The organism is Roseococcus thiosulfatophilus, assembly GCF_017311575.1.
Lineage (GTDB): Bacteria > Pseudomonadota > Alphaproteobacteria > Acetobacterales > Acetobacteraceae > Roseococcus > Roseococcus thiosulfatophilus.
This window is the reverse complement of the sequence record NZ_JAFFQY010000030.1, coordinates 1-10,762: the sequence shown is the minus strand read 5'-3', so window position 1 is coordinate 10,762 and position 10,762 is coordinate 1. Positions and strand designations below refer to the sequence as shown.

The 10,762-nt window shown below is 71.4% G+C and carries 14 protein-coding genes; 5 read left to right on the top strand and 9 right to left on the bottom strand.

What is annotated here, in order from left to right; genetic code table 11:
• On the bottom strand, nucleotides 1–344 hold a 344-nt coding region (locus JTN19_RS11650), incomplete at its 3' end, for a superoxide dismutase (protein WP_408901875.1).
• 98 nt (nucleotides 345–442) lie between these two features.
• Between JTN19_RS11650 and JTN19_RS11645 the strand changes: the two genes are divergently transcribed.
• Nucleotides 443–1,453, top strand: coding sequence for an enoyl-CoA hydratase/isomerase family protein (locus JTN19_RS11645; protein ID WP_242531085.1), 1,011 nt, complete (start codon nucleotides 443–445; stop codon nucleotides 1,451–1,453).
• An 82-nt stretch (nucleotides 1,454–1,535) separates the two neighbouring features.
• Here JTN19_RS11645 and JTN19_RS11640 read toward each other — a convergent pair whose 3' ends face one another.
• Nucleotides 1,536–2,627, bottom strand: a complete 1,092-nt coding sequence (locus JTN19_RS11640) for a TRAP transporter substrate-binding protein (protein ID WP_206932628.1) — start codon at nucleotides 2,625–2,627, stop codon at nucleotides 1,536–1,538.
• A gap of 142 nt (nucleotides 2,628–2,769) precedes the next feature.
• Between JTN19_RS11640 and JTN19_RS11635 the strand changes: the two genes are divergently transcribed.
• Both JTN19_RS11635 and JTN19_RS11630 read left to right on the top strand, forming a co-directional pair.
• Nucleotides 2,770–3,552 carry a DUF4189 domain-containing protein gene (locus tag JTN19_RS11635; RefSeq protein ID WP_206932625.1) on the top strand — a complete coding sequence of 261 codons (783 nt, stop codon included), beginning with the start codon at nucleotides 2,770–2,772 and terminating at the stop codon, nucleotides 3,550–3,552.
• A gap of 38 nt (nucleotides 3,553–3,590) precedes the next feature.
• Nucleotides 3,591–4,613 (top strand): transporter substrate-binding domain-containing protein, encoded by a 1,023-nt coding sequence (locus JTN19_RS11630; RefSeq protein WP_206932624.1) that lies wholly within the window; start codon nucleotides 3,591–3,593, stop codon nucleotides 4,611–4,613.
• 7 nt (nucleotides 4,614–4,620) lie between these two features.
• On the opposite strand, the gene ccmI is transcribed toward JTN19_RS11630, so the two are convergent.
• Genes ccmI through JTN19_RS11595 form a run of 7 tightly spaced genes read right to left on the bottom strand, consistent with a single transcriptional unit; the run spans nucleotide 4,621 to nucleotide 9,948 of the window.
• Nucleotides 4,621–5,415, bottom strand: a complete 795-nt coding sequence (gene ccmI / locus JTN19_RS11625) for a c-type cytochrome biogenesis protein CcmI (RefSeq protein ID WP_206932623.1) — start codon at nucleotides 5,413–5,415, stop codon at nucleotides 4,621–4,623.
• Nucleotides 5,412–5,900: a cytochrome c-type biogenesis protein gene (locus tag JTN19_RS11620; RefSeq protein ID WP_206932615.1), complete on the bottom strand. Its 489-nt coding sequence runs from the start codon at nucleotides 5,898–5,900 to the stop codon at nucleotides 5,412–5,414. The genes ccmI and JTN19_RS11620 overlap by 4 nt, the downstream gene beginning before the upstream one ends.
• Nucleotides 5,897–6,469, bottom strand: a complete 573-nt coding sequence (locus JTN19_RS11615) for a DsbE family thiol:disulfide interchange protein (RefSeq protein WP_206932613.1) — start codon at nucleotides 6,467–6,469, stop codon at nucleotides 5,897–5,899. Before JTN19_RS11615 ends, JTN19_RS11620 begins: the two co-directional genes overlap by 4 nt.
• Nucleotides 6,466–8,466, bottom strand: a complete 2,001-nt coding sequence (locus tag JTN19_RS11610; protein ID WP_206932611.1) for a heme lyase CcmF/NrfE family subunit — start codon at nucleotides 8,464–8,466, stop codon at nucleotides 6,466–6,468. The genes JTN19_RS11615 and JTN19_RS11610 overlap by 4 nt, the downstream gene beginning before the upstream one ends.
• Nucleotides 8,463–8,993, bottom strand: coding sequence for a cytochrome c maturation protein CcmE (ccmE, locus tag JTN19_RS11605; protein WP_206932609.1), 531 nt, complete (start codon nucleotides 8,991–8,993; stop codon nucleotides 8,463–8,465). The genes JTN19_RS11610 and ccmE overlap by 4 nt, the downstream gene beginning before the upstream one ends.
• Complete coding sequence (ccmD, locus tag JTN19_RS11600; RefSeq protein ID WP_206932607.1) at nucleotides 8,990–9,139, bottom strand: heme exporter protein CcmD; 150 nt, start codon at nucleotides 9,137–9,139, stop codon at nucleotides 8,990–8,992. The genes ccmE and ccmD overlap by 4 nt, the downstream gene beginning before the upstream one ends.
• Nucleotides 9,136–9,948: a heme ABC transporter permease CcmC gene (locus JTN19_RS11595; protein WP_206932605.1), complete on the bottom strand. Its 813-nt coding sequence runs from the start codon at nucleotides 9,946–9,948 to the stop codon at nucleotides 9,136–9,138. The genes ccmD and JTN19_RS11595 overlap by 4 nt, the downstream gene beginning before the upstream one ends.
• A gap of 144 nt (nucleotides 9,949–10,092) precedes the next feature.
• Here JTN19_RS11595 and JTN19_RS11590 point away from each other — a divergent pair, with 144 nt between their 5' ends.
• Together JTN19_RS11590 and JTN19_RS11585 are read left to right on the top strand one after the other, a co-directional pair.
• Nucleotides 10,093–10,503, top strand: a complete 411-nt coding sequence (locus tag JTN19_RS11590) for an EVE domain-containing protein (protein WP_206932603.1) — start codon at nucleotides 10,093–10,095, stop codon at nucleotides 10,501–10,503.
• A partial coding sequence (locus tag JTN19_RS11585) for a Rieske (2Fe-2S) protein (RefSeq protein WP_206932601.1) occupies nucleotides 10,500–10,762 on the top strand: 263 nt, incomplete at its 3' end. The genes JTN19_RS11590 and JTN19_RS11585, both read left to right, overlap by 4 nt.

Sequence of the window (10,762 nt, the reverse complement as noted above, 5' to 3'; positions counted from 1 at the left end):
ATCTGCCAGAACATGCTGTGGTTGGCGTGCCCGCCGCCATTGTTCCGCAGCTTGGTGCGGATGTCCGACGGCGCCTGCTCGATGCGCGTGAGAAGCTGCTCCAGCGGCATCCGGCCCAGCGCGTCATGGCCTTCCAGCGCGGAGTTCAGCTGTCGCACATAGGTGCGGTGGTGGCCGCCATGGTGCAGCTCCATGGTGCGCGCATCAATCGCGGCCTCATTGGCGTCGAAGCCATAGGGCAGGTCGGGCAGGCGGTGCGGCCCCTCCTGCGCGCGCGTCGGCGCGGCGGCGAGGAGGCCCAGTCCCGCTGTCAGGAACAGCGAACGGCGGTGGAGGTGTGGCATGGCGCGCTTCCTTCGCGTGGGGCTGTTCGGGGTCCAACCCGCCTGGACAGCCCGGGTTGCCCGCGCTACCGCCCGAACGGGTAAAGCGGAGAATGTCCATGAGCGAACCGAGCCTGATCCTGAACCGGGAGGGCCATGCCGGCACCATCCTGATGAACCGGCCCAAGGCGCTGAACGCGCTGGACATCCAGATGATCCGCGACTTCGCCCATGCCATCGGGCAGTGGCGCCATGCGGCCGAGGTGAAGCTCGTCATCCTCGAGGGTGCGGGCGGCCGCGCCTTCTGCGCCGGCGGCGATGTGCGCGCCGTGCGCGAGGCCGCGATCGAGGGGAACCGCGCGCCGGTCGAGGCCTTCTTCACCGAGGAATACGCGGTGAACGAGGGCATCGCGCTGTTCGGCAAGCCCTGGGTGTCCATCATTGATGGCATCTGCATGGGCGGCGGCATCGGGCTGGCCATCCATAACGGCCCGCGCGTGGTGAGCGAGCACGCGCTGCTCGCCATGCCGGAGACGGCCATCGCGCTCTTCCCCGATGTGGGCACCAGCTACATCCTGCCGCGCCTGCCCGGCGCGCTGGGCACCTGGCTGGCGCTGACCGGCGCGCGGCTGAATGGGGCGGATGCGGTGCATGCCGGCCTCGCCACACACTACGTCCCGCGCGAGAAGCTGGCCGCGCTCCGCGCCGCCCTGGTGGAGACGGGCGATGCCGCCGTGGTGGACCGCTTCGCCGAAGCCCCGCCCGCGGCGAGCTTCGCCCCCCACCGCGCCTTGATCGACCGCGCCTTCAGCCAGCCCTCGGTGCTGGACATCATCCGCGCGCTGGAGGCCGATGGCGGCGAGTGGGCGATGTCGCAGGTGAAGGTGCTGCGGCGCATGTCGCCCACCAGCCTGTGCGTGTCACTGGAATTGCTGAAGCGTGGCGCGGCGCTGGATCTGCGCGGGTGCCTCGATGAGGAGTTGCATCTGACGCGCGTGGTGGTGCACGATCATCCCGACTTCCGGGAGGGCGTGCGCAGCGTCCTGGTGGACAAGGATGGCAGCCCGTCCTGGACCCCCGCCACGCTGGAAGAGGTGGACCACGCCGCGATCCGCGCGATGTTCCGGTAAGCCCCAGCGGCAAGTAAATCGGTAAGATAGTAAGATCGTAAGATGGTAAGGCGGGCCGCGAAGCCCGCCTTGCCAGTCTTGTTCAGCGCGCCGCCGCGGCCGCCGCCGGGAAGGCGAAGTTGTCGTAGCTGTTCTCCGACACGCGGAACCACTGGAACAGCTCGTTCCGGTAGGGGCGGTAGCTGTCCCACAGCGTGCGGAAGCGCGGGTTCTGGCCGGCCAGGTCGGCCATCAGGGACTCGTTGGCGGTCCAGGCGGCCTGCATCATCTCGCGCGGGAAGAAGCGCAGCTGAGCGCCCGCGGCCACGAGGCGCCGCAGCGCGATGGGGTTCAGGTGGTCATAGCGGCTGACCATCTCGCTGTCCGCCTCGGCGCAGGCCACCTGGATCGCGGCCTTGTAGGCGTCCGGCAGCGCGTCATAGGCGCGCTTGTTGGACATCATGTGCAGCCGCGCCGAGGGCTCGAACCAGCCCGGGGCGTAGTAGAAGCGCGCCACGCGGAAGAAGCCCAGGCGTTCGTCATCATGCGGGCCGGTGAACTCCGTCGCGTCGATCGTGCCGCGCTCCAGCGCCGGGTAGATGTCGGCCGGCGCGATGAGCGTGGGGGCCGCGCCCATGCGCTGGAACACCTGGCCCGCGAGGCCGGAGATGCGGAACTTCAGCCCCTGCACATCCTGCTGGCTGCGGATCTCGTTGCGGAACCAGCCGCCCATCTGCGCGCCCGTGTCGCCGGCGGGGAAGGCCTGGATGTTGTAGTCGCCGAAGAGCGCATCCCCCAGCTGGTTGCCGCCGCCATGGCGCAGCCAGGCCGTCAGCTGGCGGGTGTTCAGGCCGAAGGGCATGGTGGTGAAGAAGGCGAAGCCCGGCTCCTTGCCGATGTACCAGTAGGCGGCGGTGTGGCCGGCCTCGATGGTGCCGGCCTGCACCGCGTCCAGCACCTGCAGCGCGGGCACGATCTCGCCCGCCGGGAAGACGGAGATGCGGAAGCGGTTGTCGGTCAGGGCCGCCACGCGGTTGGCGATGCGGTCGGCGGTGCCGAACAGCACGTCCAGGTTCCGGGGGAAGCTGGACTGGAAGCGCCAGCGGACCTCGGGGTTGGCCTGGGCCAGCGCCGGCGTAGCGAGGGCCATGGGCGCGGCCGCCGCGGCGGCGCCCAGGATGATGCGGCGATTCATTGCGGAAAATCCTCCCTGTGGGAAAGTTTCTGCCACTGCGTCTATCGCATCGGTTCGTAGAGCGGAAGCGCGTTCGCGCACCCTTGGGCTTGGTGGGAAGGGCGGGTCGCGCCTAGGCTGCCCCGATGAACGGGAGGTACCCATGACGCCCTTCGCCGCACGCGGCCTGTGGTGGCTGGGCGGGCTGCTGCTCTGGCTCGCCATGGCGCCCGCCACCCTGGCGCAGACCGGCAACCCCGCCCATGACGCGCTGACCGCGCGGCCGGAGGCGGAGCGCCGGCAGATCATCCTGCAGGCGCTGCGGTCGGTGGGGCAGGGCTGCGGCAGCGTGGCGCGGCTCTACCCCGCGGGGATGGACGCGCGGCGCAGCGCCTATTGGGATGTGCGCTGCGCCGATGGCGGCCAGTGGCGCATCCGCCTGCCGGCCGAGCGATTCGCCCAGCCCAGCCTGCAGCGTTGCGGCGCCGGGGCGCCCCCGCCCCAGGGCGGCCCCTGCTTCCAGGCGGTGGCCGCCGCGCCAGCCGCCGCCCGGACGACCGCCGCCCCGCGCCCCACCGCGCCGCCGCCCGGCGCGCGCTTCGGCGCCATCTACACCACCGACCAGCCGCGCGCCGCCTTCGGCTTCGCCAATGGCCGCACCGACCGGCTGGCGGTGAACCTCTCGGCGCTTCGCGCCTGCGAGGGCATGGCGGAGGGCGCGCCCTGCCAGTTCCGCGGCGAGATCATCAACCAATGCGCCGCCCTGGCCTTCGCCCTGACCCGCAACCCGCGCGAGGTGCTGCGCGACCACCGCACCCAGGCGCAGAACCTCGGCACGACGGGCCAGGGCAGCACCCAGGCCGAGGCCGAGGCCGCCGCGCTGGAGGCCTGCCGCCTCGCTGACCGGGAGGGCGGGAACTGCCGCATCATGGCCGCCGGATGCTGACCCCCATGCCCCCAAACCCCCTGCCCGGAATTCGCCCCATGCACCGCTGGCTTCTTGCCCTGGGCCTTTGCCTTCTCGCCGCCACGCCCGCCCCGGCGCAAAGCCTGCTGGAGCAGGTGCGCGCGCGGGGCGAGCTGCGCTGCGGCGTGAATGGCGGCCTGCCCGGCTTCTCGGCGCCCGATCCGCAGGGGGTGATGCGCGGCTTCGACGCGGACCTCTGCCGCGCCGTCGCCGCCGCCGCCCTGGCCGACCCCGCGCGCGTCACCTTCGTGCCCCAGGCGACGCCCGAGGATGGCTTCGCGGAGCTGGAGGAAGGCCGCATAGACCTTCTGGTGCGCAACACGACCATCACGCTCAGCCGTGGCAGCCGCCGCACCCTGGCCCCGGGCCCGGTGATGTTCTTCGACGGCGCGGGCTTCCTCGTGCCCACCTCGCTCGGCGTCTCCAGCCCGCGCAACCTGGATGGCCGCACGCTGTGCTGGGCGGGGGCGGAGGGCGGGGCCACTGGGCTCGCCATCGAGGATTTCGGCCGCCGCCTGGGCAAGTCCTGGACGGTGCGCCGCTTCGCCGCGCCGCCCGAGGTGGTGGCCGCCATGCGCGCGGGCGAGTGCCACGCCTATGTGGCCGACCAGGGGGCGCTGGCCACCCGCCGCGTCACCGACTTCCCCGACCCCGACAACTGGGCGGTGCTGCCCGAGCTGATCTCGCAGGAGCCCCTGGCGCCCTGGGTGCGGACGGGCGACGAGCAGTGGCGCGACATCGTCTTCTGGACCATGCAGCTGCTCGTCACGGCTGAGGCGAATGACATCTCCTCCGCGCGCCTGCCCGAGCTGCTGGCCAGCCCCGACCCGCGCATCCGCCGCGTCCTGGGCCTGGCGCAGGGTTTCGGCGCGGGGCTGGGCCTGCCCGATGACTGGGGCGCGCGCGTGATCCTGGGCGTGGGCAACTACGGCGAGATCTTCGAGCGCAACCTGGGCGAGGGCTCCATCTTCGGCATGGAGCGCGGGCTGAACGACCAGTGGACGCGGGGCGGGCTGCTCTACGGGATGCCGTTGCGCTGACCCGGCTTCAGGGCAAAGCCCTGAGCCGCTGCTCCACGATGTCCCGCCAGGGGGCATTCGCCGGCGCCTCGGCCAGCAGGGCGGTCCAGGTGGCGCGGGCCACCTCGTTGCGGCCGGCCCGCGCCTCGGAAAGGCCGGCCAGGAAGCGCAGCCGCGGGTCGCCGGGTTCCAGCGACAATCCGCGCTCGATCCAGCGGCGCGCGGCCTCGGTGTTGCCCACCTCGATCTCGACCTCGGCGAGGTCCCCCGCCAGGCCCACGTCGAAGCGGATGGCCTGGGCGCGTTCCCAGGCGGCGGCGGCCTCGGTCCAGCGGCCGCGGTTGCGCTCGGCGTTGCCCAGCAGGATGAAGCCCTGGCGGCCGATCTCGGTGTTGGGGTCCTGCGTGGCCAGCCGCTCGCGCAGGCGGTTCAGCAGCTCATCCTCCTGCGCGCCCATGGCCTGGCGGATCTCCAGCGTGGCCGAGGGCATCTCAGGCGTGCCGCGCCAGATATAGGCACCCACGCCCGCCACCGGCACCAGCACCAGCGCCGCGAGCACCAGCGCGGAGGGGCGGGGCGGGGCGCGGAAGCTCTCGGGCGCGGGGGCGGCCAGCAGGCGGCGCTGCACCTCCACCGTGGCCGCGCGGAAGGCCACCTCGTCCAGCCGGCCCTCGGCGCGCTGGAGTTCCAGTTCCGCGAGCTGCGCCTCGAACAGCGCGCGGTCCGCCTCGCCGCGCCCGCGCGGGTTGGCGGGACGCAGGAAGGCGTAGAAGAGCGGTGCGAGAATCAATGCGGCGACGATCGCCAAAGCCACCCAGGTCACGCGCGATGGTCGCCTTTCGAATCCGGTGCGGGCACGATCTGCGCGAGGCGCGCCCGTTCCGCCTCGGTCAACTCCACTTCGCCGACGCCCGCCGCCGCCGCGGCCCCGCGCCGGCGGATGCGCCAGATGGCGAAGAGCCCGCCCGCCAGCGCCAGCACCGGCGTGGCCCAGAGCAGCAGGGTGGCCGTGTTCACGGGTGGGCGCAGCAGCACGAAGTCGCCATAGCGCTGGTGGACGAAGCGCATCACCTCGTCATTGGAGGCGCCGGCCGCGATCTGTTCGCGCACCAGCAGGCGGAGGTCCCGCGCCAGGGAGGCGTCGCTGTCCTCGATGGACTGGTTCTGGCAGACGAGGCAGCGCAGTTCGCGCCCGATCTCGCGCGCGCGCTGTTCCTGGGTGGGATCCTCCAGGCGATAGGTGGTGTCGCCGATCTGCGCCAAGGCGGGCGAGGCCAGCAGCGCCAGGACAAGGGCCAACCGCTTCATGCGCGCAGCCGGTCGAGCAGGGGGTTCACGTCCTGGCTCATCAGCTCGGGCGTGATGGGCCCGGCCCAGCGCCAGCGCACCACGCCCTGGCGGTCCAGGATGTAGGTTTCGGGGACGCCATAGACGCCCCAGTCAATGGCCACGCGCCCCGGCTGGTCCATGCCGAGGCGCGTATAGGGGTTGCCGTGGCGCGTCAGGAAGGCCTGCGCGTCATTCGCGCGGTCCTTGTAGTTCACGCCATAGACCGGCACGCCGCGGCGGTGCAGCGCCATCAGGTGCGGGTGCTCGATGATGCAGGGTACGCACCAGCTGGCCCAGAAATTCACCACCACCGGGCCGGGCAGGTTCAGGAGGTCCGCCGAGGCCAGGGTGGGCAGGCCCGAGCTTTCCAGCGGCGGCAGGCTGAACTCCGGCACGGTGCGGCCGATCAGCACCGAGGGCACGCCGCGCGGGTTGAAGCTGCCATCCTGCAAGCCGCGCAGCATCAGATAGAAACCCGTGCCACCGGCCAGCGCCACGCCCAGCGGCGCGAAGATCAGCAGGTTGCGGCGGGAGGTGGCGGTGCTCATGCGGTGGCTCCCGCGCGGGCGGCTTCCTCGGCCTCGCGGCGGCGGCGATTGGGGGCCGCGATCCGCACGCGGCGGTCACTGAGGGAAAGGCCCGCCCCCAGCGCCATGATGCCCGCGCCGATCCAGATCCAGGGCGCGAGCGGCTTGTGGTGCAGGCGCAGCACGGCCTCGCGCTGGCCGGTGGGGCCGTCGCGCTCCTCGCCCAGCACGGCGTAGAGGTCGCGCGCCAGGTTGGTGCGGATGGCGGCCTCGGTCGTCGTCATGCGGCCGACGGGGAAGAAGCGGCGCGAGGGCTCCATCACATGCAGCACCTGGCCGTCGCGCATGACCGTGATGCTGGCCTTGCGCGAGGTCCAGTTCGGGCCCTGGAAGTCGCGCACGCCATCGAGGCGCCATTCATAGCCCGCGAATTGCGTGGTGCCGCCGGCGGGGAGCGCGATGAGGCGCTCGGTCGCCAGCCCCATGCCGGAGATGCCGAGGATGGTGACGCCCATGCCCGCATGGGCGATGGCCGCCCCCCAGGCCGCGCGCGGCAGATGGCGCGCCCGGTTGAACACGTTGGCGAGCTTGGTCCGCCCGAGCCCCGACCGGTCGCCGATGTCCACCACCGCACCGGCCAGCAGCCAGAAGCCGCAGGCGAAGCCCAGCGCCGGCAGCGCGTTCCAGCCCCCCAGCACCAGCGCCAGGATGAAGGCCAGCAGGGCGATGCAGGCGGCCCACCACAGGCGTTGCAGCACGGGCCAGAAGGCCGCGCGCTTCCAGGCCATCAGCGGCCCCATGGCCATGGCCACCACCAGCGGGAAGGCGAGCGGCGCGGTGGCCATGTTGTAGAAGGGCGGGCCCACCGAGATCATCTGCCCCGTCAGCAAATCCAGGAACAGCGGATAGAGCGTGCCCACGAAGACCACCGCCGCGATGGAGCACAGCAGCAGATTGTTCAGCACGATCCCGCCCTCGCGCGAGAGCGGCGAGAAGACGCCCTGCGGGGCCATCGCCGGCGCCCGCCAGGCGAACAGCGCGAAGGCGCCGGCCACATAGACCGCGAGCAGCCCCAGGATAAAGACGCCGCGCGCGGGGTCCGAGGCGAAGGAATGCACCGAGTTCAGCACGCCCGAACGCACCAGGAAGGTGCCGAGCAGCGACAGCGCGAAGGCCAGCAGCGCCAGCAGCACGGTCCAGACCTTCAGCGCCTCACGTTTTTCCACCACGATGGCGGAGTGCAGCAGGGCCGCGCCCACCAGCCAGGGCAGCAGTGAGGCGTTTTCGACGGGGTCCCAGAACCAGAAGCCGCCCCAGCCGAGCTCGTAATAGGCCCACCAGGAACCGATCGCGATGCCCATGGTCAGGAAGGCCCAGGCGGCGAGGGACCAGGGCCGCACCCAGCGGCCCCAGGCGGCGTCCACGCGCCCCTCGATCAGCGCCGCGACGGCGAAGGCGAAGGTCACCGCGTAGCCGACATAGCCCACGTAGAGCAGCGGCGGATGGATCGCGAGGCCGATATCCTGCAGCAGCGGGTTCAGCCCCTGCCCATCGGGCGGCGGCGGCCAGACGCGGTCGAAGGGGTTGGAGGTGAAGAGGGTGAAGGCCAGGAAGCCCAGCGAGATCATGCCCATCACGGCCAGCACGCGCGACTTCAGGCCCGAGGGCAGGTCGCGCCCGAAGCCCGCCACCGCGGCCGCACAGATGGCGAGCGTCAGCACCCAGAGCACCATGGAACCCTCATGGTTCCCCCAGGTGCCCGTGATCTTGTAGATCAGCGGCTTCGCCGAGTGGCTGTTCTGCACCACGTTCATCACCGTGGTGTCATTCACCACGAAGGACCAGATCAGCGCGCCGAAGCCCACGCCCACGGCCACCAGCCCCGCGAAGGCGAGCGGCGAGGCCGTGGCCATCAGCCGTGCATCGCCCCGATGCGCCCCCCAGAGCGGCAGCACGGACTGCGCGACGCTGAGCATCAGCGCCATGATGAGGGCGAAATGGCCGATCTCGGGGATCATGAGCCGGTCCTCGCGGGGGTGGGGGCAGGGGCGTTGTTGCCGCGCAGCGTGTTCCACTGGTTGGGCGGCGGCGGCGCGCCGGCCTCGGGCTGCCAGTGGCCGGCGCGCTTCAGGGCATCGGCCACCTCGGGCGGCATGTAGGTCTCGTCATGGCGGGCCAGCACCTCGCGCGCGCGGAAGGTGCCGTCGGTGCCCATGACGCCCTGCGTCACCACGCCCTGCCCCTCGCGGAACAGGTCCGGCAGCACGCCGTTGAAGACGACGGGGATGGCATGCGCGCCATCGGTCACGCGGAAGGTGATGGCGGGGCGGCCGTCATAGGTGGCGTCGCGCACCACGCTGCCGGCCTCGACCAGCCCGCCCAGGCGGAAGGCGCGGCCCTGGGGTGGCGTCTCGGCCACGATGTCCGAGGGCGAGCGGAAGAAGACCAGGTTGTCCTGGAACGCCGTCAGTGTCAGCGCCGTGGCGGAGCCCAGGCCGATCGCACACAGCATCAGGATGTAGAGGCGCCGGCGCTTGCGAGTCATGTCTTTCCCCTGGCCCGGGTCTCTAGCCGGGCGAGTTGCCGCTTCGCATTGCGGTGGCGCAAGAGCGCCGCCACCGACAGCGCGCCGAAGACGAGAAGCGTCACGGCCCAGCTCAGGCCGATGAACCACCAGTGCGCCGTGTTCATGCGCGGGCCCCGCGCAGGGTGGCGGGTGCGGCATCCGCGCGGCGGGCGGCCGCCATCTGCAAGGCGCGCACGCGGCGTTCCATCACCGCCGCGCGCGTCGCCGCCAGCACCACGGCCGCGAAGGCGAGCGAGAAGCCCAGCGTGCACCACAGCAGCGGGTAGAGGATGTCCACATGCATGGCCGGCGCATCCAGCCGCGTGACGGAGGCCGGCTGGTGCAGCGTGTTCCACCAATCCACCGAGAACTTCACGATGGGCAGGTTCACCACGCCGACCAGCGCCAGGATGGCGCCCATGCGCGCGCCGCGCTCCGGGTCGTCGAAGGCGCGCACCAGCGCCACATGCCCCAGCCACAGGAAGAACAGCACCAGCACGCTGGTCAGCCGCGCATCCCACACCCAATAGGTGCCCCACATGGGCCGCCCCCAGAGGCTGCCGGTGATGAGGCAGAGCGCCGTCACCGCCGCCCCCACCGGCGCCAGCTCCCGCGCCGTCAGGTCCGCCAGCGGGTGCCGCCAGATCAGGGACATGACGGAGAGGATGGCCAGCCCGAGGTAACCCCCCATGGCCAGCCAGGCCATGGGGACATGGACGAACATGATCCGCACCGTCTCGCCCTGCTGCCAGTCGGGCGGGGCGAGGAGCAGCGCCCAGACCACGCCCGAGCCGAGCACCAGCAGCGCCGCCCCGGCCAGCCAGGGCAGCCAATTGTCCGTCAGCCGCAGGAAGCGCCCCGGATTGGCGAAGCGGTGCAGCGATGTCGGTGCCCCCGGCTGGCGGGGTGCGTCTTGTGTCGGGGCGTTTTCCACGGTGGCAACACTAGGCTTTATGGCCCTTCACTTAAAGCGTTTGCCCCACCGTGAAAGGGCCACGCAGGCGGAACGTCCGGTGGGTGTGGCCAGCGTGGCCGGGATATGCGAGCAATTCGCACCCCATCAACCACAGGGCCCGGCATGCCGCAGCACTTCCTGGTCAAATCCGAACCCGATGTCTTTTCCTGGGACGACCAGGTGCGGAACGGCGTCGAGCCCTGGACGGGCGTCCGCAACGCCCAGGCGGCCAAGTTCCTGAAGAGCATGGAGCTGGGCGACCTAGCCTTTTTCTACCATTCCAACATCGGCAAGGAGATCGTGGGGGTGGTGGAGGTGGTCCGCACCGCCTACCCCGACCCCTCGGACGAGACGGGGCGCTGGGTCTGCGTGGATGTGAAGGCGGTGAAGCCCGTGAAGCGCCCCGTGACACTCGCCGAGATCAAGGCCGAACCCAAGCTGGAGGGCATCGCGCTGGTGCGGCAGTCGCGCCTGTCGGTCATGCCCATCTCCCCGGAACATTGGAAGCTGCTGTGCGGGATGGCGGGGATTTGAGCGGGGAAACGCGGCTGCTCTGCCGCCTCTCCGACATTCCGGATGGCGAGGCGCGGGGCTTTTCCGCGCCACCGGGCGGTTTCACGGGGCTGTTCGCGGTGCGGCGCGGCGAGACGGTGCATGTCTATGTGAATTCCTGCCCGCATATCGGCGTGCCGCTGGAGCCGGTGCCGGACCGCTTCCTGGACCGCAAGCGCGAACTCATCGTCTGCGCGGCCCATGGCGCGCGCTTCCGGGTGGAGGATGGCGTCTGCGTCTC

Coding starts and splice junctions, on each gene's coding strand:
- JTN19_RS11645 (WP_242531085.1), top strand. CDS start 443: ATGAGCGAACCGAGCCTGATCCTGAACCGGGAGGGCCATGCCGGCACC.
- JTN19_RS11640 (WP_206932628.1), bottom strand. CDS start 2,627: ATGAATCGCCGCATCATCCTGGGCGCCGCCGCGGCGGCCGCGCCCATG.
- JTN19_RS11635 (WP_206932625.1), top strand. CDS start 2,770: ATGACGCCCTTCGCCGCACGCGGCCTGTGGTGGCTGGGCGGGCTGCTG.
- JTN19_RS11630 (WP_206932624.1), top strand. CDS start 3,591: ATGCACCGCTGGCTTCTTGCCCTGGGCCTTTGCCTTCTCGCCGCCACG.
- JTN19_RS11620 (WP_206932615.1), bottom strand. CDS start 5,900: ATGAAGCGGTTGGCCCTTGTCCTGGCGCTGCTGGCCTCGCCCGCCTTG.
- JTN19_RS11615 (WP_206932613.1), bottom strand. CDS start 6,469: ATGAGCACCGCCACCTCCCGCCGCAACCTGCTGATCTTCGCGCCGCTG.
- JTN19_RS11610 (WP_206932611.1), bottom strand. CDS start 8,466: ATGATCCCCGAGATCGGCCATTTCGCCCTCATCATGGCGCTGATGCTC.
- ccmE (WP_206932609.1), bottom strand. CDS start 8,993: ATGACTCGCAAGCGCCGGCGCCTCTACATCCTGATGCTGTGTGCGATC.
- ccmD (WP_206932607.1), bottom strand. CDS start 9,139: ATGAACACGGCGCACTGGTGGTTCATCGGCCTGAGCTGGGCCGTGACG.
- JTN19_RS11590 (WP_206932603.1), top strand. CDS start 10,093: ATGCCGCAGCACTTCCTGGTCAAATCCGAACCCGATGTCTTTTCCTGG.